Annotated in this window: 19 protein-coding genes and 7 pseudogenes; 10 read left to right on the top strand and 16 right to left on the bottom strand. The window is 68.9% G+C overall.

The features are described 5' to 3' along the window. Together RKD20_RS45525 and RKD20_RS45520 are read right to left on the bottom strand one after the other, a co-directional pair. Positions 1 to 1329: an ABC transporter substrate-binding protein gene (locus tag RKD20_RS45525; protein ID WP_424882889.1), complete on the bottom strand. Its 1329-nt coding sequence runs from the start codon at positions 1327 to 1329 to the stop codon at positions 1 to 3. Positions 1330 to 2085: 756 nt separating this feature from the next. Beyond that, a complete protein-coding gene (locus tag RKD20_RS45520; protein WP_424882888.1) occupies positions 2086 to 2901 on the bottom strand; it encodes an endo alpha-1,4 polygalactosaminidase in 816 nt (271 codons plus the stop codon). A gap of 1188 nt (positions 2902 to 4089) precedes the next feature. Here RKD20_RS45520 and RKD20_RS45515 point away from each other — a divergent pair. Both RKD20_RS45515 and RKD20_RS45510 read left to right on the top strand, forming a co-directional pair. Further along, positions 4090 to 5325 (top strand): Gfo/Idh/MocA family protein, encoded by a 1236-nt coding sequence (locus RKD20_RS45515; RefSeq protein ID WP_424882887.1) that lies wholly within the window; start codon positions 4090 to 4092, stop codon positions 5323 to 5325. Positions 5326 to 5954: 629 nt separating this feature from the next. Beyond that, positions 5955 to 6104, top strand: a complete 150-nt coding sequence (locus RKD20_RS45510) for a hypothetical protein (RefSeq protein WP_424882886.1) — start codon at positions 5955 to 5957, stop codon at positions 6102 to 6104. 620 nt (positions 6105 to 6724) lie between these two features. Here the strand turns inward: RKD20_RS45510 and RKD20_RS45505 are convergent. From RKD20_RS45505 to RKD20_RS45490, 4 genes and pseudogenes are all read right to left on the bottom strand, one after another. Then, positions 6725 to 7168, bottom strand: a pseudogene (locus RKD20_RS45505) (ISAs1 family transposase); the annotation flags it as partial. Next, entirely contained in the window at positions 7078 to 7326 is a 249-nt protein-coding gene (locus RKD20_RS45500; protein ID WP_424882885.1) for a transposase family protein, read from the bottom strand. The pseudogene RKD20_RS45505 and the gene RKD20_RS45500, both read right to left, overlap by 91 nt. Continuing rightward, complete coding sequence (locus RKD20_RS45495) at positions 7239 to 7865, bottom strand: recombinase family protein (RefSeq protein ID WP_424882884.1); 627 nt, start codon at positions 7863 to 7865, stop codon at positions 7239 to 7241. Before RKD20_RS45495 ends, RKD20_RS45500 begins: the two co-directional genes overlap by 88 nt. Positions 7866 to 8017: 152 nt before the next feature. Then, positions 8018 to 8131 (bottom strand): annotated as a pseudogene (locus RKD20_RS45490) (hypothetical protein); the annotation flags it as partial. Between the two features lie 208 nt (positions 8132 to 8339). On the opposite strand from RKD20_RS45490, the gene RKD20_RS45485 reads away from it, so the two are divergent. The 3 genes and pseudogenes from RKD20_RS45485 to RKD20_RS45475 all read left to right on the top strand — a co-directional run. After that, positions 8340 to 9761: a M1 family metallopeptidase gene (locus tag RKD20_RS45485; protein ID WP_424882883.1), complete on the top strand. Its 1422-nt coding sequence runs from the start codon at positions 8340 to 8342 to the stop codon at positions 9759 to 9761. Positions 9762 to 10780: 1019 nt separating this feature from the next. Beyond that, positions 10781 to 12541 carry a S8 family peptidase gene (locus RKD20_RS45480; RefSeq protein WP_424882882.1) on the top strand — a complete coding sequence of 587 codons (1761 nt, stop codon included), beginning with the start codon at positions 10781 to 10783 and terminating at the stop codon, positions 12539 to 12541. 333 nt (positions 12542 to 12874) lie between these two features. Beyond that, positions 12875 to 13029 (top strand): annotated as a pseudogene (locus RKD20_RS45475) (IS5/IS1182 family transposase); the annotation flags it as partial. A 60-nt stretch (positions 13030 to 13089) separates the two neighbouring features. Here the strand turns inward: RKD20_RS45475 and RKD20_RS45470 are convergent. The 3 genes and pseudogenes from RKD20_RS45470 to RKD20_RS45460 form a co-directional block, all read right to left on the bottom strand. Beyond that, positions 13090 to 13248, bottom strand: a pseudogene (locus RKD20_RS45470) (IS5/IS1182 family transposase); the annotation flags it as partial. Between the two features lie 172 nt (positions 13249 to 13420). Continuing rightward, entirely contained in the window at positions 13421 to 13579 is a 159-nt protein-coding gene (locus RKD20_RS45465; RefSeq protein ID WP_424882881.1) for a hypothetical protein, read from the bottom strand. Between the two features lie 649 nt (positions 13580 to 14228). Then, a complete protein-coding gene (locus RKD20_RS45460; RefSeq protein ID WP_424882880.1) occupies positions 14229 to 14519 on the bottom strand; it encodes a hypothetical protein in 291 nt (96 codons plus the stop codon). Between the two features lie 178 nt (positions 14520 to 14697). Between RKD20_RS45460 and RKD20_RS45455 the strand changes: the two are divergent. Further along, positions 14698 to 14787: pseudogene (locus RKD20_RS45455) on the top strand (IS5/IS1182 family transposase); the annotation flags it as partial. A gap of 117 nt (positions 14788 to 14904) precedes the next feature. Here RKD20_RS45455 and RKD20_RS45450 read toward each other — a convergent pair. The 6 genes and pseudogenes from RKD20_RS45450 to RKD20_RS45425 all read right to left on the bottom strand — a co-directional run bounded on the left by RKD20_RS45450 (position 14905) and on the right by RKD20_RS45425 (position 18699). Further along, positions 14905 to 15153 carry a hypothetical protein gene (locus RKD20_RS45450; protein ID WP_424883512.1) on the bottom strand — a complete coding sequence of 83 codons (249 nt, stop codon included), beginning with the start codon at positions 15151 to 15153 and terminating at the stop codon, positions 14905 to 14907. Next, the gene (locus RKD20_RS45445; protein WP_424882879.1) at positions 15060 to 15593 is read right to left on the bottom strand and encodes a hypothetical protein; all 534 of its coding nucleotides are present in this window, start codon (positions 15591 to 15593) and stop codon (positions 15060 to 15062) included. Before RKD20_RS45445 ends, RKD20_RS45450 begins: the two co-directional genes overlap by 94 nt. Positions 15594 to 15656: 63 nt before the next feature. After that, on the bottom strand, positions 15657 to 15965 hold the full coding sequence (locus RKD20_RS45440) for a hypothetical protein (RefSeq protein WP_424882878.1): 309 nt from the start codon (positions 15963 to 15965) through the stop codon (positions 15657 to 15659). A 536-nt stretch (positions 15966 to 16501) separates the two neighbouring features. Then, positions 16502 to 16678, bottom strand: a pseudogene (locus tag RKD20_RS45435) (IS630 family transposase); the annotation flags it as partial. Between the two features lie 453 nt (positions 16679 to 17131). Then, entirely contained in the window at positions 17132 to 17656 is a 525-nt protein-coding gene (locus RKD20_RS45430) for a hypothetical protein (RefSeq protein WP_424882877.1), read from the bottom strand. 386 nt (positions 17657 to 18042) lie between these two features. Next, positions 18043 to 18699 (bottom strand): hypothetical protein, encoded by a 657-nt coding sequence (locus tag RKD20_RS45425; RefSeq protein WP_424882876.1) that lies wholly within the window; start codon positions 18697 to 18699, stop codon positions 18043 to 18045. A 759-nt stretch (positions 18700 to 19458) separates the two neighbouring features. On the opposite strand from RKD20_RS45425, the pseudogene RKD20_RS45420 reads away from it, so the two are divergent. The 4 genes and pseudogenes from RKD20_RS45420 to RKD20_RS45405 form a co-directional block, all read left to right on the top strand. After that, a pseudogene (locus tag RKD20_RS45420) lies at positions 19459 to 19872 on the top strand (transcriptional regulator); the annotation flags it as partial. Between the two features lie 367 nt (positions 19873 to 20239). Then, entirely contained in the window at positions 20240 to 20422 is a 183-nt protein-coding gene (locus RKD20_RS45415; RefSeq protein WP_424882875.1) for a hypothetical protein, read from the top strand. Positions 20423 to 20454: 32 nt separating this feature from the next. Then, the gene (locus RKD20_RS45410) at positions 20455 to 20631 is read left to right on the top strand and encodes a hypothetical protein (RefSeq protein ID WP_424882874.1); all 177 of its coding nucleotides are present in this window, start codon (positions 20455 to 20457) and stop codon (positions 20629 to 20631) included. Positions 20632 to 20850: 219 nt separating this feature from the next. Beyond that, complete coding sequence (locus RKD20_RS45405; protein ID WP_424882873.1) at positions 20851 to 22854, top strand: prolyl oligopeptidase family serine peptidase; 2004 nt, start codon at positions 20851 to 20853, stop codon at positions 22852 to 22854. Between the two features lie 178 nt (positions 22855 to 23032). Here RKD20_RS45405 and RKD20_RS45400 read toward each other — a convergent pair whose 3' ends face one another. Beyond that, positions 23033 to 23599, bottom strand: a complete 567-nt coding sequence (locus RKD20_RS45400) for a TetR-like C-terminal domain-containing protein (RefSeq protein ID WP_424882872.1) — start codon at positions 23597 to 23599, stop codon at positions 23033 to 23035. Between the last annotated feature and the right edge of the window lie 34 nt (positions 23600 to 23633).

Raw genomic sequence — 23633 nt, 5'->3', positions numbered from 1 at the left:
TCAGCGCGGGATGAGCAGTGCGGCGTTGGCGTCGGCGGCGCAGGCGCGCAGTGCCTTGGCGGGGCTGCTCCGTCCCAGCAGCACGGCGACGATGGCCTGCCCGAGAGCCTGCGAGATCTGTGGGTAGGCGGCGTGGACGGGGCGTGCCCTTGCCGTAGCGAGGGCCTTGGTGAACACCCCCAGTCCCTCGGTGCCGCTTTCTTTGTGCTGCCAGGCGGGCAGATCGCGGGTGCGGCGGCTGAGGGGCAGGCTGCCTGCGTCGATGTCCCAGCGCACGTCCTGCGCGGGCTGCATGAGCCAGGTCACGAAGGTTTTGGCAGCTCGTCTGCGGGCGGCGCCGTTGTCGAACACGGTCCAGGTGTCGGGTCCGCTGATGGTCATCGGCCGGCCGGAGAAACTGGGCAGCGGCACGACGTGGTAGTCGATCTTCGCTTGGTGGATGTCGGGCAACTGCCAGGGACCGGTGACGACCATGCCCATGCGGCCGGACTCGAAGACCTGGTACATCTGCTCAGTGCCCGGCTTCGGGTCGACGTAGACGCTCTTGTCGCGTGCCAGGGTGGCCACCACCTCCAGGGCGCGGGTCCCGGCGTCGGCGAAGCCGATGTGCCTGCCGTCGTCGGCGACGACATCACCGCCGAGATCCCAGATCATGGGCCACAGACGCCAGACGGTGTCCTCGTCGCCGACGCCGGGCCAGCCGGTGCCGAAGCGGCCGCCGCCGGTGTCGGTGAGCGCCTTGGCGGTGGCGACGAAGTCGTCCCACCGCCAGCCGGTTTCCGGCAGCGGCAGGCCGGCCTGCCGGAAGAGCTTCTTGTTGCAGACCACGGCGAGCGAGTCCAGCAGCGCGGGCGCGGCGCGCACCTGGCCGTTGACGGTCACGGCGGCGCGTGCCGGTTCCCAGTAGGTCCCCCAGGGCGTGGGCGCGTGTCCGACCATGTCGGTGAGGTCGACGACCTGCGGGCTGCGGGCGACGCTGGCGAGGTCGGAACCGAAGATGTAGGCGATGTCCGGGTAGGAGCCGGCAGCGAGGGCGGCCGTCACCTTCTGGAGCATCGAGTCGGCGAGGACTCCGCCGCCCAGCTCGACCCGGATGCGGGGATGGCTGCGCATGAAGGCGGCGCCCAGGGATTCCAGGGCCTTCTTGCCGGTGTCGGTCTGACCGTGCCACATCTCGATGGTCACGGTGCCGTCGGCGCTGACGCCGTTGTCGCCGCCCGCCGCGCAGCCGGCGGCCGACAGGCCCGTGACCGCCGCGGCGGCCCAGGCCGCGCCGGTGCGCAGCACGTCGCGGCGTACGGGCGGCGCGCTGCGGGTGGCTGCATGCATGGGTACCTCCGGTGTGGAGCTGCGGGACAGGTGTTTCCGCGCACGACGCGCGTTCGGTGTACGGCACTTCGGCCGCGGCGAAGGTCGGTGGTCTCGGCGGGGCGGGTGTGCGGCCGGCCTGCGTCCGTCGTGGCGTCGAGGCGGGCGGTGCTCAGCGCCACGGGCGCTGCGAGCCGGACGGTGGCCGTGCCGCTGTCGCCGGCACCGCGCGCCTCGGCTGAGGCGAGGCGGGTCGGGTGCCGGCCTCGCGGGACCTGGTGGGTCGGTGAGCGCGAGGAGCGCGTCCAGGCACGGCCGTCGTGTCACGGCGACTGGGGGAAATCGCGCAGATGAGGATCATGTCCGGGCCCCAGATCCTGGTGGGCACGGCCCCGCCTCGGACTCCGATGGGGTCCTGGCGACTCAGTCCGGACTTGTGGCGCGGGGCCAGCTACCGGCTGGGCGTACCTCTGCCGCCGAGTGCTTCGACTGTGGCGTTGGCCAGGAGTTAAACGACGGTGACAGGCGGCTGTCAAGAGGCGGTCGTGTTCGAATCTGCGTGAAACGCCGATGAAATATGCATGATTGAGCAGTGGTCGGCCCGTGAGCGTCGGCCTGTGACGCCTCACCGAGCCGTCACAGGCCACCCTCTTCGGACTGCCGGGCGACGTCAACGGCGGCTCGACAGCTCCCTGAAGGGGTGCGGGGAACTGCGCGACCAGCCACGACGACGCCGTAGACGATCAACGACACATCGCTGCACGCCCGGCGGAGCGCTCAGCAGGTCTTGCGGACGTAGCCGCCGGTGCCGATCGGCGAGACGTCCACGTCGCGCTGGACGATGGTCAGCGTGCCGCCCCACCCTCGGCACGCCTTGGACCTGCCGGCGTCGGTGTACTCGATCACGATCACGTTGTTCCCGAAGGCACTGGTGTAGTCCCCGCACTCGTTGTACTGGCCGCACTCCTCGGCCACGGCGAAGTCGAGGCCGTTGGCCTTGCGATTCCCGGCCAGCTCGGAGGTGTTCTTCTGGCCGATGGCCAGGCCGTCCGCGTGGGCGCGGGCGGAGAGCAGCTTGATGAACGCCTGTGCGTTGTTCGCCGTCAGGCGGTTGCCCGAGCGGGTGTAACTGTCGTAGTTGTCGGGCTCGACAGCCTGGAAGCCCTTGCTCCTGCAGTCGTCGATCTGGGCTCCGATCGTGCCGGCGATCCGCTGCCGCCTGGCGTCCGTGCTGACGTCGAGGAGGGCCTCGCCCCAGTCCTCGTCGTAGACGACCTTGCCCGCGGAGTCGCGCAGCAACAGGTCCGCGTCCCAGTCCTTCTCGGCGCCCGGCTGCGCCTGGAAGGCGTTGACGTAGCAGATGTTGTACAGGCCCGCCGCCGGGGAGGCGGTGTGGTCACGAGTGACGACCTTGACACCCCTGGGCGGGGTGTAGGCGCCTCCGATCTGGTAGTCGAAGGCCGCATGGGTGGGCGGCGGGGTTACGGTCGCGGCCTGCGTCGAGGGCGCCTGGACGAGCAGAGAGCCGGTCAGGGCCGCAGCGCCGATGGCCGCGCCGGTGAGTTTGCGGGAGGCGGTGTTCAGGTTGCTCATGCGGTGAGCTCCAGAGGACGCGGGCACGTCCCCGCCTCGGACACGTGGGGCGTCCTGGCGACTCGGGCCGGGCTCGCGGCGCGAGGGCCTGCATACCGGCTGGGCGTGCCTCTACACGCGGAGCGTGGCTCCGGCGTCTGCCCAGGAGTAAAGCGACCACCTGTGAGGATGTCAACGCACCGCCGAAGTCCCGGTGTTACGCGGCCAGTCGGGGTCCTCGGGAGGGCGCGACAGCCGGCGCAACGTCACCGCGTCGAGCAGATCGCGGCACACCCGGGGCCGAAGTGCCCGGCGAGCGACGCGGCGAGGGTGGCGGCCGACGGGGCTGCGGCCTCGGCGAGCCGCTCCGGCCAGGGGCGACCGGTGCAGAGGCGCAGGTCAGAACCGCCACCCTGGCCGCGTCGGACGGCACACGGCGGAGGTTGGCGAACGAACCGCCGCACTCCCTGCGGGGCTATGGGCGCGGACCCTGCCAGAACCGGAGACGCGACCACTGCGCGGGCACCCACGGCTCTCAACGCGGCCGCACAGCCTAGGATTCGTTCCGGTCGTCCACGACGACGACGGTGCAACGCTTCTCGCCCCGGATCGGGAGGAGTTGGACGTCGGCACCCCGAGGCATGGAGGACGCGCCACGCTGACGCCCTTGCCGCTGGCCTGCTGAACCACCGAGCGATGCCGTTGCTCGCGGGAGACGGAGTCGCTCGACCCGACCCGTGACGTCGAGCACGATGCCGAGTGTGGGGGTGGGGATCATCCGCCGGGTCGTTCGGGGGTGTCGGCTGAGGCGGAAGCCACCTCGCGGATCGCTTCCGGGGGATCGCGGCCGTGGCGGGTCTCAGTCAGGGCTATCGCCTCGCGAGGACCTGACCGTCCGCCCCGTCTCCGTGCCCGAACCACGGTCGGCGCATCAGCGACGATGCCCGCGACCCCCGAGTGGACATGGAATGCTTGAAGATGCTTGATTTAGGCGTTGATATTGCATCATCGAGCATCTATGGTCTTGCTGTCGCCGTCGGGCTCAGGCTGCGTTGACGCATGGAGCGCGTCATGGTGCATGTCTGCCGTGCCCTGGTCGCCTCAGTTGTCACGATGCCCCTGCTCCGGCGGCCGACCCTCCCACCGGCCAACGGCCACCGGCGCCCAAGCGTCAGCCGTGTCTCCCCGTCTCCGATGAAGGGGTGCTCCATGACCAGTCATCCGGCCGAACCGGAGCTGCGCGTCGGTGTCGTCGGCACAGGCCAACGGGCCGCGCTGGCCGTGCGGGCAGAGCGGCCCGGCGGGGCCCGCGTGGTCTCCTGCGCCGATACGTCCGAGCGTGGCCGCGCCGACGCCCGGAGGATCTTCGGGAGCGGTGTCCAGGTCCACGAGCACTACGAGGACATGCTCGCAGACGATCTGGACGCCGTGTTCGTCCTCACCCCGGACGACATCCACACCGCTCCGGCCCTCTACTTCCTCGAAGCGCAAGTCGCTGTGTTCGTCGAAAAGCCTCTGGCCATCGACCTCGAGGACTGCGACCGGATGCTGGCCACCGCTGCCCGCACGGGCACACGGCTGTACGTCGGGCACAATCTCCGCCATCTGCCGGTCCTGCGCACCATGCGCAGACTCGTCGAAGAGGGGGCGATCGGAACCGTGCGGGCCGTGTGGTGCCGACATTTCGTCGGCCACGGCGGCGACTACTACTTCAAGGACTGGCATGCCGAACGAGCCCGGACCACCGGCCTGTTGCTCCAGAAAGGCGCACACGACCTCGACGCGATCCATTGGCTGGCGGGCGGTAGCGCCCGCACGGTGACCGCACTGGGCGACCTGTCCGTCTACGGCGCCAGTCCCCACCGTCGCACCCAGGCACAGGATGCGGCGCGGGTACAGGACTGGTTCGACGAGGGTGTCTGGCCGCCGTCCGCACTGCGCGATCTCAACCCCGTCATCGACGTGGAGGACCTCAGCATGGTGCTTGCTCGCCTCGACAACGGGGTGCTCACGAGCTACCAGCAATGTCACTTCACCCCCGACTACTGGCGCAACTACACCGTCATCGGCGACGAGGGCCGGATCGAGAACCTCGGCGACGGTCTCGAGGGCGACGCCCCGGTGATCAAGGTGTGGAACCGCCGGCGGTCCGGCTACCGCCCCGAGGCAGATCTCACCCTGTCCCCCGCCGAAGCAACCGGCGGTTCGCACGGAGGCGCGGATCAGTCCCTCGTCGACGAGTTCCTGCATTTCGTCGCGTACGGCGGCGCAACGGAGACGTCGCCCGTCGCCGCCCGCGAAGCCGTCGCGACCGGCATCGCCGCTACCACGTCGCTGCGTTCGGGCGGCGCTCCGGTAGAGGTCCCCGCCATCGCCCCGCACCTCGCCGATTACTTCGAGCGCCACCAGCCCGGCTCCCGTGCCCCCGCCACCCGGAACGACTGAGCCCCGGCCGCAATACACCGACCCACGCAGTGCCCATGTGATCCTCTGTGACCCTCCCCCTATGCCAGGTTGGCGTGGCGACGGACCAGCCCGGCCCGCAGAACGTTCAGGGCGCCCACCGTGTCCGCGTGCGCCTGGTGGGCGCAGCTGACGCAGTGAAACTTCTCCATTGTGGGGGCGGGTTCCGCTTGTCGACACCGGACGGCAAGTGATCGCCGTGGACCCCCGCAACACTTCCCGGACCTGCCCCGAATGCGGGCATTGTTGCTGTGCCGTGCGCGCGGACGGCGGACAACGGAGGCGGCTGCCGGGGCGAGCGAGGTGTCGCTGCCGTCGGAGACCTCGCAGATCCGCGTGTGGTCGCGGAGCAGCCGCGACGGAACGGGTCGGGTGAGCCTGCGTATCCGATTACGTAGTTCTACTGACGCCTCCGGGAGGCAGCGTTGAGAGACTCGTCCCATGAACGTCCCGACGGGGCTGTGGTCACGTCGGGGAGGTTGCTGCCACTCTGCTGGACAACTGTCGTCAGCTGTCCGACAGGGAGCGAACGCTGTCTGGTCGAAGAGCGCAGCTGAACATAGGAGAGCCCTCCGTTGTCTTTCAAGATTCGCGTCCTTGTAAGCACCCGCATGCTGCTGGCTCTCGCGATCGGCGCCATCGCCCTGCTCGCCGCAGTGAAGGCGGCTGCCATCTGGTTCACGATCGTTCCACTCGGCATCCTCTTCTTCGGCGCGTCCATCATCCAGACGTCCGGATGGTTCAACAAAAAGGGACGGTGACTGACCGGGCGGCTCGCAGGCTGGGCAGATGGTCTCCTTCGGAGTCGGCTCCTTCCTGTCGGCCGTAAGGTTGATCTTGGCCGGCAGCCGGTGGCCGAACCCGGCGGCCAGGCCCATGTCCCGCCGGCGCCGGAAGATGTGGGCACACTGGTCGGGGCATCTCTGCCCCGTTTCCGGTCGCGCGTCGGCTGCCGCCCAACGCCCCAGCCGCTGGGCGTGTGTGCGAGGGCATTGTCCAGGCTGCGAGCGATGTGGCGGCATCCCTCGAAGCAGCTGGCGGAGTCAGAGGCTGGCGAGTCGGCCTGGGTGGTGGGGGCATTTGCGGGGCCACCCAAGGGTGCAGTGATAGGCCGTCGATGTATTCGGTGACCAGTAAGTCGTGTTCCCACTCGGTGAAGTGGTCGAGGGGGTGTGGGCATACCAGGGCCGCGTCGTTGAGGTGATGTGCCCTGGTTGATGACATGGGATGACATGATGCCGAGGATGATCAGTGGACGGTTGGCGTCGCGGGTGTGGTGGCGGAGTCCAGCGGTGATGTTCGTCCGGTTGGCGAGTCGGAGAACGCCGATGGCCAGGTTGCGCAGGGATGCCATGGCACGTGGAGCGGTGCCGGTGCGTATGCGGGAGGCGTCCTCGGCGTACGTGGTGTCCTTGACGTGGTGGATCTTGTTCTCGATTCCCCAGCGGTCACGGACGCGGCGGGCGAGGTCGGTTGCGTCGGCCTGCTCCGCGGTCAGGTCGGTCACCCCGTAGACGCGTTCCAGGGTGACCTTGCCGGTGGTGTCGATCCGTTGGCGGCGCACGATCTGGACGGCCTGCACCGCGTGTGGGAACGCGATCCCGGTGACTGCGGCGGCCTTGATCCGGCGGATCTCGCCGCGACCGTGTGCGGTGGCCCACGTCTTGTCCAGGAGTGGCACTTCCATGGCAGGGCCCTTCAGCCACCGGTGCAGGGTGGGCTGGTTGCCCTTGATCAGCGCGATGTAGTGGGCGTGCTTGTCCTCGACGATGAAGCGCGCGTGGGCGGTCTGTGAGTGGAGGACGTCGAAGGTGACCACCGGCATGGGCCACCGAGCTGGGCCAGGACGTGCGGCGGGGCGTCGGCGGCCCACTCCGCGATCGCGGCCAGGGACTTCACTCCGGCCAGGACCGCGCACGCTGCCAGGGAGGGGACGAAGGTGAGTGGGTGGCGTCGGCCCTGGTCCCGTCGGGGATCGGGCACCTGAGCCGGGCAGGCCAGCAGGCCGGGGAGGTCATCTGGCATGGTCGGTGCAGCGTCGGTGAGTCGGCCCAGAGGGCCCGGGATGAGCGAGGACGAGCGGGCAGGCACGGTCTTGCGTCGTGGTGATCAGGGACTCGACACCTCATGATCACCGGAAGTCGTGCCTGCCTCCGCGTCAGCCCCCGACGACCAACTCGCGGTCCTGCCCCAGCTCCTGAAGCCCCATCAACCCGGATGCACCGCCGGAACGACGCCGCCCTGCGCTGCCGGATCTTTCTCAACTCTGCTGCTGCCTGAGTCGCCTTGGCGTAGGCAATGAGCCGTCCTGTCTCTGTGGAGATATCGAAGGATGGGTCATTCAGGACAACGAGGGTCTTCCCCCAGTCAAGAACGTTCCTGACGAACGCCATGAAATGGAGATCGTCACAGCTCAGACGGTCCTGTGGGGTGACTGCCAAGACGTCCCACTTCTCCCGTCCTTCCTCGGTAAGCCAGGGGCCCATAGAGGGGCGCTCAGGGAGGTCCGCAGAGCCGGACACCGAACGACCTGTGCCCACGTCTGGAGGTGTTCCAACTGCCTTGGGATGGACGTTGATTCGTCGGTGTCCACGCTGATCCGCGCGGCGAGCAGCGCCCTCTGTGTCTCTGCCATAGGCAAAGCGGAGAGCAGTTTCAACCTACGTATCTACGGAGTGCCGTAGGAGGTGGAGAACGTCTGCGCGTTGTCGGGACTCTTGTGCAGCAGGTAGCCGAGGTCGGTCGCGGGGCGTTCGGGGGTGCCGGTGGTGGTGATGGTCAGGAACACGTGGCCAGGCCTCATGGAAGGGGATGAACTGCGGATGGGTTGAACCGGGATCCTTACTGTGCGCCAACGTACAGCGAACATCCCCTGCGTACCCTGGCATTTTCGCCGCCCAAGCGGAGTCGACCTCCCCTCTTCGCGCGGGCCTGTGTCGGCCGTGGGGAACCCTGTGACAAGATCCGCTGGCATGTCATCTGTCATGTCGTCTGCCATGCCTTCGTTGCCTTCGTCGCCCACGGGCCCCTCAAGAACCGGTCGCCGACTGCTGGTCGCCCTGCTCGCGCTGCTCGCGACTGCAGGCTCCACCGTGGCCGAGGCCGGCACGCCGTCCGGCCCGGCGCCCGGCGCCGCGGTGAGAGCGGCCGAACCCGCGACGCCCGACCGCCCCAGCTACGACGTGAAGCTGCGCGCCGACGCCGACGGCTCCCACTGGGCGGGCCGGCAGACGGTGTCCTTCCGCAACGCCTCCAGCCGGCCCCTGCGTGAGGTGTACATACGCCTGTGGGGCAATGGCGAGGACGGCTGCGGGACATCCGGAAGACCGTCCCCCGTCCGCGTCTCCCACGTGCGCGGCGGCACTCCGGGCCGCCCCGGCGTGAAGTGCACGGCGCTGCGCATCACTCTGCCGAGGCCGCTCGCACGCGGTGAGCGGACGGCCGTCTCCTTCGACGTGGCCCTCACCGTGCCCGCACGCAACAACCGCTTCGGCCGCGAAGGCGCGTTCCGCTTCCTGGGCAACGCGCTGCCGGTCCTCGCCGTGCACGACGCGAGGGGGTGGCACCTCGATCCGTATGTGTCGTACGGCGAGAGCTTCTACACCCTGGCGAGCGACTTCCGGGTGCGCCTCGACCACCCGTCCGCCCTCAAGGTCCCGGCGACCGGCAGCACATGGACCCGCCCCGGCGGTACCGGGCGTACGGTCACCCACAGCGTCGCCAAGCTGGTGCGGGACTTCGCATGGGCGGCGGGCCCGTTCCGCACCGCGACCCAGACCTCGCCCGACGGCGTGCGCGTGATGTCGTACTGGTCACCGAACACGCCCGCCGCCGGTGTCCGCCTCAACCGCAAGGACGGCGTCGCCGCCATCGACCGGTTCGGCAGGGAGTTCGGCCGCTATCCGTACGGCGAGATAGACCTCGTCATGACCCCCGGGTTCGCCGGCGGCATGGAGTACCCCGGCCTGGTCATCCTCGGCACCGGGGAGGAGGGCGCCGCCACCGTCCATGAGATCGCCCACCAGTGGTGGTACGGCGTCGTGGGCAACGACGAGTACAACTCACCCTGGCTGGACGAGAGTTTCGCTCAGTACGCCAACGCGCGCTACTACCGCTGGGACGGGTTCGAGTGCTCGCCGGACGACTCCTGGCCGAGCGCCACCGCCGCGCTCACCAACTCGATGGCCTACTGGTCTACACACCGTGGCGAGTACTTCCAGGTCGTGTACGGGATCGGCCCCTGCGTCCTGGCCGACCTGGAGCACGTCCTCGGGGCCGGCACCATGGCGCGCCTCATCAAGAAGTACGCCCACGACCACTGGTACGGCGTCTCCACCACCGTCGACTTCAAGAAGGCCGCACAGTCGATGACGCACAGGGACCTCGGCCCCTTCTGGCGGAAGCACCGCATCCGCTGAAGTCGCACTCCGCTCGCGGGTGACAGGCGTACCCCGTCGGCGCCACGATGACGGTGACCGACGGGGTACGCGGGCAGGGCTGCGTCGTTCCGGCGGTGCATCCGGGTTGATGGGGCTTCAGGAGCTGGGGCAGGACCGCGAGTTGGTCGGCGGGGGCTGACGCGGAGGCAGGCACGACTTCCGGTGATCATGAGGTGTCGAGGAGTCCCTGATCACCACGACGCAAGACCGTGCCTGCCCGCTCGTCCTCGCTCATCCCGGGCCCGCTGGGCCGACTCACCGACGCTGCACCGACCATGCCAGATGACCTCCCCGGCCTGCTGGCCTGCCCGGCTCAGGCGCCCGCTCCCCGACGGAGTGAGAGCAGACTCCATCTCGGTATGACCCACTTCGACGCTGCAGCATCGCGTGACCAGAAGGGGAGCACTGTGTCGACGGCGTCGAGAGCTTGATTGACTTTGCCCACGACGGGGTCACCGGATGGATCTCCCACTCGTCCCACCAGATGTCAGCGCCTGCCAGTCGCATCTTGGAGGCGAACGGGGTGACCCACTGTTTGTACTTGCGGTTATGGGACATGAAGGCATGCATGAGCCGAGGATGAAACGGGAGCCGGCGAAACATCGTGCTCTCTCAGCGATTGAAGCGCACAGCCCGCCAATTCGAACGCTCAACCGCCAGGTGAAGCGCCCGGTCACATCCGGGCCCGCGGTGCATTCGGCTCGGGGGCGACGGCTGCCCTACCGGAAGCCTGGGCGGTGCGTTCCTGTCGCCCGAGAGGGCAGTAGGCCGCCGAGCTCCCGGTGAATCCCGGCCCCCGAGGCCCGGAGTACGTCTCTTTTCAGCCATGCCTCTGTAACGTCCCTGCACGGAAAGGTACTTCCGTACAGGATCATGCACCTGACATCTTGCATCCACTACTCGTTTCGTACGGCCCGGCCCGTGTCCTCAGCACGGCGGGGCCGTCTTTGGAGGATGCATTGATACCCCACATACCCAGCCGTCCTAGACGCACGCTGGTGCTGGCGGCCACGCTCGGCGCCGCCCTCGCGTTCGGCGCCCCGGGCGCCCTCGCGGGCACGCTCCCCGTCGCCCCCTCCACCGCGCCGACCGCCAAGACCCACGCTCCGGCCGCCGTGCCGGCTTCTCGGAGTGCGACCTGGGTGGCCGGGACGCGTGCCTACCTCGTGATCACCGCCCCCGGTGACAGTTCGGCGGTCCGCTCGGCGATCACGGCCAACGGCGGCACCGTCTTCTCGAACTTCGACGCCATCGGCGTGATCGTCGCCCACTCGGCGTCCAGCGGATTCGCCGCCACCATGCGCGGCGTCGCCGGCGTGCAACAGGTCGGCGCCACGCGCACCTCGGACGTCCCGGCCGACGCCTACAACCCGGCGCTCCCGGCCAATCCGGCCCGGGCCTCGACCCCGGCCGGAGAACCGGTCCGGGCCGACATGAGCCAGATCAAGGCCGACCAGGCCTGGGCCGTGAACCCGGGCTCCGCCTCCGTCAAGGTCGGCATCCTGGACACCGGTGTGGACGACCAGCACCAGGACCTGGCGCCCAACTTCGATGCGCCCGACTCGGTCTCCTGCGCCTACGGCAAGCCCGACACCCGTGCCGGCGCCTGGCGGGACGTCGACACGCACGGCACCCACGTAGCGGGCACCATCGCCGCGGCCAAGAACGGCAAGGGCGTCGTCGGCGTGGCCCCCGGGGTGAAGATAGCCGCAGTCCGGGTCGCCGAGCCGGGCAACGCCTTCTTCTTCGCCGAGAACACCATCTGCGGCTTCGTCTGGGCCGGTGACCACGGCTTCCAGGTCACCAACAACAGCTATTACACGGACCCGTGGCAGTTCAACTGCCCGGACAACATCGACCAGGCCGCCATCATCGAGGGCGTCAAGCGCGCCCAGGAGTACGCCGAAAGCAAGGGCTCCCTCCAGATCGCCGCCGCGGGCAACGAAAACTACGACCTCGCCCACAAGACGACCGACTCCGCGAGCCCGAACGACTCGACGCCGACCACCCGCACCATCACCAACGCCTGCCTCGACATCCCGACCGAGCTGCCAGGCGTGGTCACGGTCGCGGCCAACGGCACGGGGGTCACCAAGGCCTCGTTCTCCAACTACGGGCAGGGCGTCATCGACGTCGCGGCGCCGGGCAGCAACGTGTACTCCACCGTCCCCGGCGGCGGCTACGGCAGCAAGAGCGGCACCTCGATGGCCACCCCGCACGTGGTGGGCGTGGCGGCGCTCATCGCCAGCGCCAACCCGGGCATCACCCCGGCGCAGCTCCGCGCCAAGCTGGCCGAGCAGGCCAACGACATCGCCTGCCCCTCGGACAGCCGCTGCACGGGCACGACGGCCAACAACGCGTTCTTCGGCGAAGGACAGGTCGACGCCCTCAAGGCCGTCGGGACCACTCCCCCGCCCGGCAAGTACTTCGAGAACCTCGCGGACTTCGCCATCAACGACAACGCGACCGTGGAGAGCCCGATCGCCGTCACCGGCGTGACCGGCAACGCCCCGGCCACCCTCAAGGTGGGTGTGGACATCAAGCACACCTACATCGGTGACCTGAAGGTCGACCTGGTGGCGCCGGACGGCACCCTCTACACGCTGCACAACCACACCGGCGGCAGCGCCGACAACATCGCCCAGACCTACACCGTGAACGCCTCCACAGAGGTCGCGAACGGCACCTGGAAGCTGCGCGTCAACGACAACGCTGCCTCCGACACAGGCAAGATCGACGCCTGGAACCTGACCTTCTAGCGCAGGCCCCGGCAACGCCCGCGTACAGCACGCACAGCGCCGACGACGGCTCCCCGCCCGCGGCCGCGCACAAGGCGGGCTGCGGTCTTTTCGGCCAGGGTCGCGAACTGCTGGGCAGTAGAGGGCATATGGGCCCCGGCGGCGGTGCACACCGCAGTTGGGGCCCATATGCCGGAGGCGTCCAGGAAGGCCACGGACGGCCTGGAGCCGGTGTCCAACTCGCCATGCGGCTCCCTGACGAGCTGCAGCCGCGTGTCCGCAGGCGCAAGTGGCGGGCCACCGTCCCGGCCCGGACCACGGAAACGGCCTCGCAGCGGAAGGCCCGGGGTCCTCATCACGTGGGATGTGAGCGTCGACTCCACCATCGCCCGCGCTGATCAGCACGCCGCTGGAGCGCGTAAAGGGGGGATCTGCAGAAGGAGCCTCCTGGAGGCGTCGACACCGAGCCCGAGGACCACGGTCTCGGCCGCTCGCGGGGTGGGCTGACACTTCACGCCGCGCCTGCGTAGACAGGCGCGGTTCGCCCGGGATCCGTACGCCCTGTCTGCGCACACCCGGTCAGGCTTCGTGCGGGGGCGGCCGATTCCGGTGCGAGGCACTCGAATGCCGGCGAGAACCGGCCGGAACTGGGGACTGTCATGCTGCTGGCCTGCCGCGATCAGCACGGACAACGGCTTCTGTCCCTGCTCGACCGCCAAATGCACCATCCCCGAGAAGTCTGACCAGGTGAGCAACCGTCAGAAGCTCGGTTCCCGAGGCGGGCCGCCCGCCCAACTTCGACAAGGACGACTACAAGCAGCGGCATGCAGTCGAGTGCGGGATCAACCGCCTCAAGAGACACCCCACGGTCGCCACCGGATACGACAAGCTGGCCGTCCGCTACCACGCAACCACCGGAGGAAGCGTGCCAGCAGCCAGGTCGACCAGAGCTTCCGCCAGCTCGACAAGCGAAGCCCCATTGATGTGCTCTGCACCGCGCAGGAAGCTGGTCGCGCTCTCCTCCAACTCGGGCCGGGTCGAAACCTCGTTGCGGTCCACGCCGCCGCGGGCCCTCCACAACACAGTTCAGGAGTACCTGTCGCTGTTCAACGCCAAATTCGTCGAGCTGAACGGCGAAGCTGCTGCCCACCAGCGCGTGCGTGCGGGGACCATGCTCCAGCTCCGACCACCACCAGGGCCGCAGGTCCGCCAGTGTCTCTGCACCGACTCGCGCCGCCTCGATGAAGAGAACCCCGAGTGCCACGTCGTGAGCCCAGAACATCGCGTCACCGAAGATCACCGGCACTGACTTGCTCAACGACACTCCTTCGCAGCCGATCGCTTCCAGCGCAAAACATGGCCTATCTACCCGCTCACTCGCATCGCTTGACTGATCGCACCACGAGCAGTTACGAGCTGGCCATAGAGGCCGGGTCGAGTGACGACGCCCAGATTTAGGCCGTCCTGAGATCTCTGTGGTCCGCCGACGTGCGCAGGTGCTTCGGGCAGCGAGACCGTGAACCTGAGGAACTCCCGTGCCCTGCACAGTTGGATCACTGACCGAGTTCCGACACGTGCCGTACCGGCGGGGACAGCGCAGGCGCCATGGGGCTGCGCGGCACAGCGATGAGGAGGAACCCGTGTCCAGCTCGCTGCGGGTTCTCCACCGGGATCACGTCGATGACCAGAATCGGGTGAGCCAGACGGCTCACCGGTCCCCGCTGAAGTGGTCGAGAAGTGCATCATGGCAGTCGTCCGCGCCGACCCTGGTTCGCGAGAAGGCCAGCACGCCGTCGTCGTTGCCTTCCCTCTTGGCCTCGGCCAGCTGCGCCTCGACGTCCGCGATGTACTCGGCGCACTCGGCGCTGACGGGCTTCTCGGGCTGCGGGTCAGGCGCCGGAAAGGCGTTCAGTGCGGCGGTGGCAGCGATACCGGCCACGCACAGCACCACCCACGCAGCAATCCATGTGCGGCGGCTCATCCATAACGGCTTGGGCATGCAGGCATCCTACGAGTGTCCCGCCGGGCCTCTTCCGGATCCCTGGAGACGAGAGCGGCGCAGCCGGCTTCATAAAAACGTGGATGGTGTCCTGCTGGAGCAGATCGCTAGAGCCCGGGAGCCGGGGGGACGTAGAGCTGTGAGGAACCTTGGAAGCTGTTGCCTTTCCGGACTTTATATCCCGCTCGCGGTGTCGCTGACCGGCCGCAACCCCAACGACGTCACCCAACTGCTGCCGCTGCTGGACAAGATCCCGGCAGTGGCCGGAGATGAACGCCACCGGTCAAAGTCCGCCTCTCCCCCGCCCGTTCAGCCGGGGCCTCCTCGTACCGGCGACAGACCCGTCGATTCCGGCGTACGAGTCGCAGGTCCTCCAGCCGCCTTGTCAGCCGAGGTGAAGGGTGGTCAGGGCAGTGGTCCAGTCGGTGACGATGGCCTGCTGCGCGGCCGCGAGCGTGACCTGGCCCTCGCAGACCGCGGTGTGCAACTTCGTCTCCAGCGGATCCTTCTTGTTGTTCACCCCGGCACCCTTCTTGTGGCCTAGATCGGCCGGATCCACCCGCAGGTTGCAGGGATCGGTCGGGTCGCCACCGAGCTGCACGCTGACCAGGTGGTCGTACTCGGCATCACCCATCTGCTGCGCCAGTTCTGTCCCGGGTGGCGGGACCGCAGGTGTGACAGCGCACGGGTGTCCAGGCCGGTGCTGTGAAAACGCTCATCGATGACGACCGCGGTGATGACCCCCAGGGCGCAGTCAGTGCAGATCCGGTACCGGACCTGGCCGACGACCTGGCGGGTGTGCACAAGGAGCAGGCATTCGTCGCCCGGGCCGGGGTCGTCCGGGATGTGCGTGGACAGGAAATCGATGGCCCGGTAGGCGAGGACGCGGCGGCGCAGGCTGCCGGTGCGCCTGCCTCGGCGCGAGTGCTTGGCACCGTCGCGACCGGGCGGCGATGGCTCGGCTGTGGAGGCCTGGCCGATGAGACCGCCGCTGGTGGGACGCACATGTTGCCCGTGCATGGCGTCTCGGGTGCCCGAACAGCCGACGGATACCCGTTCCAGCGCGCCGGGCACCCCGCCCGGGGGTGTCCTCTTGTCCCGGGACGGCGTCCCGACTGAGTGGTCGGACTCCGGAGTTCAGTGCTGATGGCGATCGTGCTGGGGCAGGTAGAGGGGACTGATCTGACGCCAGTAGCCGTGCACCAGGTCTTCGGCCTCCTGCACCGCCCGCTGAGCGTACGGCGCGTCCGTCGGCAGGCCCTGCCCGGCTTGGGCGGTGGCGTTGCCCATGCGCCAGGCAGCCCTCAACGTCGCCCGACGTGAGGCACGGCGGTACGCAGCGACAGTACCTGGGCTGCTGTTTCGGCCCGCCAGGCACCATCGCGCGAGCAGAATCGCTGCCACCGCCGACAACGCGCTGGCGGCGAACATCTCATGACCGGCCACTGGCTCCTCCTGCCGGACACCCGCATGGACCGTGCCGGGTTCGTGTGCCCCCGTATCGCACTCTCAACGTCACCGTTGGGCTAAGAAAACCTCACAGCCGTCGCCGGAGCGTGGTGAGTCGACGCCCGGCACGGGCAACTTCATCTTCACGCGGGGACGCGGGGCCTCGGGGCCTCGGGGCCTCGGGGCCTCGGGGAGCCGACGCCCAACACGGTGCGCGTGTCCCGATCGCCGCCGCATCCGCGCCGCCGCCCATCCCTCCCGTCCACGGGAGCAATGCGGCAGCGGTCGCAATTCCGCGACCAGCCGCCCAGCACACGGAAGCGGGCCGGCAGGCTGCGCCTCATCGATGACGGTGCCGTAGAAGACCGTCCGTCTGCCCAGCATCACGGCCTCCAGCTCAGGGAACGTCTCCGCAGCGTTCTCCGGGACCGGACCGCGGACACGGAACTCGTAGCGGATGGGCTCGCCCGCTCCAGGCCCAAGGTGTGACGGGTTGAGCGTCACGGCATTCCCGTCAGGAATTCCCATACTTAGGGCTTGGGGTCGGTGTTCCACGCGGCGATCCAGGTGCGGACGTCCCTCTCCAGGGCGTGGACGGTTTTGTGGACGCCTCGCCGTATCCGCTTGTTGGTCAGCTCCGCGAACCAGCGTTCCACCAGGTTGAGCCAGAAGGACCCGGTGGGTGTGAAGTGCAGGTGGAAACGCGGATGAGCCGAAGACTGGGTTCAGTCTCACAGACGATCACTGCTGACAATGCGGGCCCGGGAGGAAGACCGGCTTCACTGTGATCACTCCGCGTGGACTCGTTTCGTGCGGTACCACGGGGAGCGGGAAGGGCGGTGGTTGTGGAGGACGAGCAGCGCCAGGGCGCCGGTCGCTGCGGACCAGGTGTCCCGCTGGGCGTTGGTCGAACCGCTACCTAAGCCCCGCCGAGCGCCTGGCCGGGTGCTGCGGGTCCGCACGATCTGCTCCACCGCCGGCGCCGAGGGCTCCCGGGCGACGGGGCGTTGCACGACCAGGCGCAGCCCTTGCCCGCGAGTTGGTCGCTGGTCCCGCCGTGCTCCCGAAATCCGTGTGTGGCACTCGGTCTGCCTTGGGAGCGGGGCCGGTCTGCTCCCGGAGGAGCAGACCGGCCCCCACGGCGGTGCAGGCGGGACCAGGGATCAGTTCAGGCCGAGGTTCGTCAGTGCGGTCGTCCAGTCCGTGACGATCGCGTCCTGGGCGTCGGCGAGGGTGACGGTGCCGGCGCAGACGGCCTTCTTGAGCTTGTTCTCGACGGTGTCCTTGTTGGCCGCGGTGGTGGTGCCGTACTCCGGCTCGGGCCACAGGTTGAGCTCGCTCTTGGGGGCACCGCCGAGTTCGAGGGGGACGAAGTGGTCCTCCTCGTAGTCCGAGGTGCTGGTGTCCGTGTAGCCGTACTCGACGATCTGCTTCTTCTTCAGCGCGGTGGTGTAGGAGCTGGACGGCCGGACGGTCGCAGTCCATCCGGAGACGCAGATCGTGGAGTCGATGGTGGACTGCGTGACATCCGGATTGAAGTCACCGGGCTGGCAGCTGGAGTCGGGTAGGGGGAGGTAGTCCTGGCTGCAGCTCTGCGCGTGGGCAGTGCCGGCTGCGACCGTGAGGCCGGCGGTGGCGAGGGCGAGGGAGGAAAGAACGGTGACCAGCGAGCGGGATATTCGGGGCATGGGGGGGGCTCTCCCGGAGCGGTGCCCGGCAGGAATTCCGGGCGGTCGCGAGCATGACAACACTCGGATCATCTATGCGGGTAGAGCTCTTTGCCGACCGTAGAGTTTTCTTGCTGAACATTTGAGTACGGTGAGACTGGCGGAGAGCAGGTCATGGACTGCGCTTGGTTGTCGGCATCGCGGGCCGGGCCTGCTGACGGCCCCTCGTCACGTCAGCTCCAATGACCGGATGGACGCGCCGCGTTCGCCTACAGCCTGTGCCCACAAGTTGTCCGTCGGCGCAGGCGACGCGAGGGGACCGGCCAAGTCGCATCCTCATACCGGCGACCGGCACAGAGTCGTCGGAACATTCCGGCGTACGACAACCACTGCCTTCCAGCGCCTCTTCAGGCGAGGTGAAGGACCGTCAGGGCTGTGGTCCAGTCGGTGACGATGGCCTGCTGCGCGGCCGCGAGCGTGATCTGGCCCTTGCAGACCGCGGTGTGCAGCTTCGTCTCCACCGGGTCCTTCTTGTTGTTCACCCCGGCACCCTTCTTGTGGCCGGGGTCGGCCGACTCCACCCACAGGTTCCTCGGATCGTTCGGGTCGCCGCCGAGCTGCAGGCTGATCAAGTGGTCGTACTCCGCGTCACCCATGCGGCCGGTGTATCCATAGGAGGCTGCGTTGAGTTTCTTCTCCTTGCCCGTCACATACGCGGAGGGGCGTATGCCGGAGGTGTAGCCACCCTTGCGGCATATCGTCGACTTCAGGTTCGACTGCGTCACGGCCGGAGAGACGGCGCCCGGCGTGCAGGCGGGGTCTTCCAGGGGCTCACCATGCTCGAAGCGGTAGTGGCACGAGCCGGCGGCCGGCTGCTGCTGCACGGTGTAGTGCTTCTGCGGGCCCGCCCCCACTGCGATCGGCCGCCCTGATCCGGCAGGCGCGCCGGGCGCGGGGTTCTGGGAGTTGGAGGGTGTCGGTGTGCCGAGTTGAACGGACGAACAGCCCGTCATCAGCAGGCAGGCGAGCAGGACGGGCGGTACGGCACGGCGGACAGGAGACATGACGATCCTTCACAGGTGTCGGCGACGGCTGAGCAGATGCTCCCCCATCACCAACTGGTCTCATCCGCCGGGGTACGACACGGGTGCACGAACGCCTTGCGGTCCCCGGTCCCGGTCCGCGACTAGCGCTGGCTCGTCGGACCGTGTTCGCCCACGACGGGCAGTCCGAACTCGGGCTCGTAGAAGGTCTGTCGGCACACACAGCCCGAGCCTCGGATGCCAACGGGCTGTCCTTGTCCTCCGTGACGCACGGGTGGAACAGGGCCGGGTTCTTCGTCGGCCCCACGAGCGTGCAGTGCATCGCGTTCGGCTCGCAGCGCACCAGCCTGCTCAGCCACTCCTGGAGGTGAGGCGTCACGGTCTGGAACGCTTCGATGTCCGGCTTGGCGTTCAGCGATGACGAGTCGATTCCGCGGCGGGCCTCGGTGTAGAGGGCGAGGTGCAGGCAGCCCGTCTTCGGATCGGTCAGGTTCATGGTGCGGCCGAGGCGGTGGATCTCCCGTCGGCCGTCGCTCCAGTCGGCGGCCTTCTCCCCGCCTCTGGCCGGGCGGGGCCAGTCTCGCGCGAGCTCGGGTGCTCGGCCGCGGTCATGCGCGCTCTCCGGAAGCGCCTCTGCGCCGGTTCATCGCTCAGCGTCCGGGCGGCCGGGACGATCCGTCCCCGCCCTGATGAAGTCACCCCTGCGCTGCGCCGATGTGCTCATCTCTGTTCCTCGTAAGCGATGTGGTACTTGGCCGCGATGGGATTTATCTTGACGGGGGGCCGTCCCGCGGCCTGGGCTACCGCTGGTTCACCGACCCCGCCACCCGGGCGCTCTGCGCCCCCGACGACCACCCCTTCCTGACACGCATGTTCGCCTCGGGCCTGCGTGGGGTGGTCACCCTGCGCGGACCCCACTCCCGCGCGGCCCGACTCGCCGATCTGCTGCTGTCCCAGAGCGAGGAGTTCCGGCAGGCGTGGCAGGCCCACGAGGTCGGCATCCGCCCCCATGAGACCAAGCGCTTCATTCACCCCCAGGTCGGAGCAATGGAGCTGGCCTGCCAGACACTCCTGGACCCCGACCAGTCACATCTCCTGCTCGTCTACACCGCCATTCCCGGCAGCGAGAGCTACGAACGGCTCCAGCTGCTGTCCGTCATCGGAGCGCAACCGCCCGCTGAACGTCAGCGCTGAAAGAAGCTCAGGCGCAGGGATACCGGGCTCGAACTCGCCAGCGCCTCAGGGACTTTGCCACCCATCTGGCTCTTCCCTGATCGGCGACATCTCCGCACGGCGCGCGGGTGGGCAGGGACGTGACTGGCGCCTCCGTTGTTCGAGCCAGCCGACCAGGGCGGGACGATGGCGCTCCCGCCGGGTCCCAGCGGCAGCTTCCAACAGCTCCCTCACGCACGCGGCCGCATCTTCAGCTCCAGTGACGAACTGCTCCACCAGCCGCCACTCACCCCACCGAGCCTCGTGCCCTGTCGCGTGGCAGCACCGTCCGGCGGGGGCTCGGGTGACTGCCGCCGGTCACCTACGACACCGTAAGAGCAGCGCAGTCGTGCGGGCGAGCGCCGACGGCACCCAGGAGACCCTGCTGGACGCCGCCGAAGACGGACTGCCGGGCACCACGGCCGTCATTCGAGGCGACGGGACGTATGTCACCATCGGCGCCCACCTGGCTCGCGCGCCTGCGTCGGCGCTGACGTGTGGCCACTCCCCCGCCGATGCCCGTCACGCGTGACGCTTGGCAGGGACCGGGCCTGAGTCCAGGTCATGGTCGGACATCAGGCGACGGTAGCGGGCGCTCTGTTCCTCGTACTCGGCCAGGAGCTGGGACAACGGGACGTCGGCTGGCGTCCGCATCTCAGGGCCGGGATCATCGTCGGTCGCCTCAGCGAGCGGCCCCGCGAGTTCCTCGCCCAAGAACAACACTTGCTGTCACGGGCGTAGTCCAGAAAGGTGATCAGCCGCTTACGCTCGCCCCCCGTGGGAGGCATGTCGTGTCGTCGAGTCATCGCGAGGAGCTTCCCGAAGGTCGGAACGGGTGCCGGCCCAATTGTCAGAAGCACCGTCAAGTGCCATCAAGCGTGCCGGAACGGCTGCTGACAGACGGGCGTTTACGTCAAACTCTCTGGTGGTTCGCGTGGCGCGCGGGTGACAATCGCCCGCATGACCGAGTCCTCCGGTGGTCCGTCCACCTTCCGTGACCTGTCCGCCTTCGTCGCCTGCCCGCGCGTCAACTCCCTTGCTCTGTCAGTCGATGGCACTCGCCTTGTCGCCGCCGTACAGTCGTTGTCCGAGGACGGGACGCGGTTCGTGTCCGGCCTGTGGGAGATCGATCCGACCGGGGAGCGCGACGCGCTGCGGCTGACCTGGTCCGACAAGGGTGAGTCAGGACCGGTGTTCGGTCCTGACGGGACGCTGTACTTCCTGTCCGAACGGGCCGCCACGGACGGCGATGAGGGCGCCGCGCTGTGGGCGTTGCCGCCGCGCGGGGAGGCCGCCGTCGTGGCCCGGCACCCAGGCGGGATCACCGCGGTCACCGTAGCCCGCAACTCCGGCGCACTGTGCCACACCGCGGGGCTGCTCCCGGGGGCCGCTGATGCCGAGGCACACGGAAAGCTGCGCGCGGCGCGAAGGGACGCGAAGGTCACCGCGATCTTGTACGAGGCCGGTCCGACCCGCGCCTGGGACCACGACCTGGGCCCGGCGGAGCCGCACGCCTTCGTCCGTTCAGGTGTTGACGCGGAGCCGGTCGTAGCCGGTGGACAGGGGATCGGTCTGGAGGATCCGGGGGATGCGGCGTTGTCCCCGGACGGCACACGGGTCGCGTACCGGCGGTTCGTGCCTGGGCGGGTCCCGGCCGAGCATCGCACCGCCCTGGTGGTGGCCGACTCGGAGAGCGGGGAGGAGATCCATGTCGTCGGTGATCTTGAGCACCTCTACGAAGCCCCGCGGTTCACCCACAACGGCTCGGCCCTCGTGTGCTGCCGGATGCGCTACCCGACCTACGACGCCCCCTGGGAGGCAACTCTCGTACGGATCGGCCTGGCCGACGGCACGGTGCAGGACCTGCTGCCCGGGTTCGACAACTGGCCTGGGGGCGTGGCCTGTTCACCGGTGGACGACACGCTCTTCTTCACATCCGACGAGCAGGGGCACGCGCCCGTCTTCAGGCGCGACCCGGACGGTAGCGTCACCCGCCTTACCGCTTCCGGTGCGTACGGCTCGCTGACCGTGAGCCCCGACGGGCGGACGCTCTACGCCCTGCGCCACGCGGTCGACGCGCCGCCGACGCCCGTCCGGATCGACGCCGGCATCGTCGACCAGACTCCTGCCCAGCTGCCTGCCCCGGGCGGCGTCGGCCGGCTGCCCGGCACACTGAGCGAGGTGCACGCGGAGGCGGACGACGGGTTCGTCCTGCGCGGCTGGCTGGTCATGCCCGAGGGCGCGTCCGCCGAGCAGCCCGCTCCGCTGCTCGTCGCCGTCCACGGCGGACCGCAGTCCAGCTGGAACGGCTGGACCTGGCGCTGGAACCCGTGGCCGTTCGCCGCGCGCGGCTATGCGGTTCTGCTGCCGGATCCGGCACTGTCGACGGGCTACGGGCAGATCAACCACCGGCGCGGCTGGGGGCAGTGGGGCGGTCGCCCCTACGCCGATGTAATCGCGCTGACCGACGCGACCGAGGCCCGCAACGACATCGATGCCACGCGCACCGCTCTCGCCGGCGGCTCGTACGGCGGATACATGGCGAACCGGGTAGCCACCAGCACGGACCGCTTCAAGGCGATCATCAACCATGCGGGCCTGTGGGACCTGCGGGCGTTCCAGGGCGACACCGATGTGCCCTGGTACTTCCAGCAAATCTTCGGCGACCCGCTGACCCGCCCCGAGCGCTACGAGGCCGACTCGCCGCACTTGGACGTCGCGAAGATCCGCACCCCGATGCTGGTCATCCATGGCGCGAAGGACTATCGCGTGCCCGTCGGGCAGGGCGCCGCGCTCTTCCAGGAACTGCAGCGGCACGAAGTTCCCGCGAAGTACCTCTACTTCCCGGACGAGAACCACTGGATCCTCAAGCCGAACCACGCGCGCCTGTGGTACGAGACGTTCCTCAACTTCCTCGACCACCACGTCCTCGGCACCGAATGGCAGCAGCCCAGCCTGCTGTGACTCGGCCGCACCCGCCAGCCGTCTGCTCAGGCTCCGGAACCAATACAGATCGGCGAACTCGGCCTCGACGGCCCAGCGTTGGACGCCCAGGCCGGAACCGTGCTCGGCACCGCGGAGGACGATCAGCAGCTGACGCATCTGCGTCCGACTTGCCGCGCCCCCGCCATCCGCGTACGGCTCACGACGTCCGAAGCGTCGCCAGATACGTGGACACCAGGGCGCGGGCCCAGTCGGCGGAGGCGGGCTCGGGCGTGAAGACTGCGCGGTAGTAGAGCGGGCCGAGGAGGAAGTCCGCCGCGGTCTCGACGGCGAGCGCCTTGCCCCCGCGGTCCTGTTCGCGCTGGATGATCGCGCCGAGCTGGCGGTGGCGGTCCTCGACGCAGGCGCAGCCGCCCGCCGGGCCGGAGCCGATGGTCGCCCGCATGAGGGCGAGCGTGTCCGGGTCGGCGACGTCCGTGGCCACGTCGGCGAGCCAGCGCTGGAGGTCGCCGTCGAGTGAGCCGGAGTCGGGGACGACCAGGTCGCCGGTGAAGCGGCTGGTGGCGACGTCGTTGAGGAGCTGGGCGATGGACCCCCAGCGCCGGTACAGAGTGGTGGGGTGGACGCCGGCGCGTGCGGCCACGGCGGGCAGGGTCAGGGTCTCCGCTTCCTCCTCGGCGAGGAGTTCCGCGACGGCGCGGTGGACGGCCGCCCGCACCTTCGCGGAGCGGCCGCCGGGACGTACCTGGGTCGACGATTCAGCCATGGGGAAATTATCGCACTGATCGCTGCGTTAGTGG

Origin of the sequence: Streptomyces sp. SLBN-8D4, from assembly GCF_049739545.1 — a bacterium.
Taxonomy (GTDB): domain Bacteria; phylum Actinomycetota; class Actinomycetes; order Streptomycetales; family Streptomycetaceae; genus Streptomyces; species Streptomyces canus_C.
This window is presented reverse-complemented; position numbering and strand designations above follow the sequence as displayed.

What these genes read in the sequence shown, in the direction of transcription:
- RKD20_RS45525 (WP_424882889.1), bottom strand. Translation starts at nt 1,329, where the DNA reads ATGCATGCAGCCACCCGCAGCGCGCCGCCCGTACGCCGCGACGTGCTG.
- RKD20_RS45520 (WP_424882888.1), bottom strand. Translation starts at nt 2,901, where the DNA reads ATGAGCAACCTGAACACCGCCTCCCGCAAACTCACCGGCGCGGCCATC.
- RKD20_RS45515 (WP_424882887.1), top strand. Translation starts at nt 4,090, where the DNA reads ATGACCAGTCATCCGGCCGAACCGGAGCTGCGCGTCGGTGTCGTCGGC.
- RKD20_RS45510 (WP_424882886.1), top strand. Translation starts at nt 5,955, where the DNA reads ATGCTGCTGGCTCTCGCGATCGGCGCCATCGCCCTGCTCGCCGCAGTG.
- RKD20_RS45485 (WP_424882883.1), top strand. Translation starts at nt 8,340, where the DNA reads ATGCCTTCGTTGCCTTCGTCGCCCACGGGCCCCTCAAGAACCGGTCGC.
- RKD20_RS45460 (WP_424882880.1), bottom strand. Translation starts at nt 14,519, where the DNA reads ATGCCCAAGCCGTTATGGATGAGCCGCCGCACATGGATTGCTGCGTGG.
- RKD20_RS45450 (WP_424883512.1), bottom strand. Translation starts at nt 15,153, where the DNA reads ATGGGTGATGCCGAGTACGACCACCTGGTCAGCGTGCAGCTCGGTGGC.
- RKD20_RS45430 (WP_424882877.1), bottom strand. Translation starts at nt 17,656, where the DNA reads ATGCCCCGAATATCCCGCTCGCTGGTCACCGTTCTTTCCTCCCTCGCC.
- RKD20_RS45425 (WP_424882876.1), bottom strand. Translation starts at nt 18,699, where the DNA reads ATGTCTCCTGTCCGCCGTGCCGTACCGCCCGTCCTGCTCGCCTGCCTG.
- RKD20_RS45410 (WP_424882874.1), top strand. Translation starts at nt 20,455, where the DNA reads ATGGTCGGACATCAGGCGACGGTAGCGGGCGCTCTGTTCCTCGTACTC.
- RKD20_RS45405 (WP_424882873.1), top strand. Translation starts at nt 20,851, where the DNA reads ATGACCGAGTCCTCCGGTGGTCCGTCCACCTTCCGTGACCTGTCCGCC.
- RKD20_RS45400 (WP_424882872.1), bottom strand. Translation starts at nt 23,599, where the DNA reads ATGGCTGAATCGTCGACCCAGGTACGTCCCGGCGGCCGCTCCGCGAAG.